This is a genomic window from Mesorhizobium sp. M0678 (assembly GCF_040320505.1).
Lineage (GTDB): Bacteria > Pseudomonadota > Alphaproteobacteria > Rhizobiales > Rhizobiaceae > Mesorhizobium.
The window spans coordinates 1-573 of sequence record NZ_JAMYPT010000086.1 but is presented as its reverse complement, the minus strand read 5'-3'; the positions used below and the strand labels follow the sequence as shown (position 1 = coordinate 573).

Sequence of the window (573 nt, the reverse complement as noted above, 5' to 3'; positions counted from 1 at the left end):
TGGAGATGCGGCAGGGATGCGTGGCGAGATCGAGCACGTTGAACCCGCGCGGCCGCGCCGCTATTTCGGCAGTAACCGGTAAAACATGCGGACATTGCCAGGGGCACCAAAAGACGCTCGCATCAGTTCCTTTCGAGCTTGCAAAACAGAAGGCCCCACCGCGAGAGATCAACAGTGTTCGACGGCAGGCTCATAATATCCACGGACCGGGCGTTCGTGCGTTCGGCACCGCGCAGCGCGTTCGCCAGATCCTTCTGGAAGTCCGGATTGCGCCTGAGGAATTCCCAGGCCCAGCCTCGGCTGGTCAGCCGCTCGACATAGCCATAGTCACCATCATCTTGCCTGTCCGGCCAGGCAGGGCCAGGTATTATTTCGTCCATTGCATCATTTCCAAGAAAGGGTTGGATTCCAGGCTCAGGCGATCTTCATGACCGGTGTCCACAGTACCGGGCCCTTGAGTCCGCCATTGCGATGGAGGGCTTCCAAGCTCTCTGTTGAGACGTCGAGATATCCGGCAACGGCGCGCGTGTTGCCTATTGTTTGGGGATCGGACAGCCGTTCGAGTGGCCAGCC

Annotated in this window: 1 protein-coding gene; it reads right to left on the bottom strand. The window is 59.5% G+C overall.

The features are described 5' to 3' along the window. Nucleotides 1-122 precede the first annotated feature (122 nt). Entirely contained in the window at nucleotides 123-380 is a 258-nt protein-coding gene (locus NKI29_RS33390; RefSeq protein ID WP_352798701.1) for a transcriptional regulator domain-containing protein, read from the bottom strand. Nucleotides 381-573: the final 193 nt, after the last annotated feature.

What these genes read in the sequence shown, in the direction of transcription:
- NKI29_RS33390 (WP_352798701.1), bottom strand. Translation starts at nt 380, where the DNA reads ATGGACGAAATAATACCTGGCCCTGCCTGGCCGGACAGGCAAGATGAT.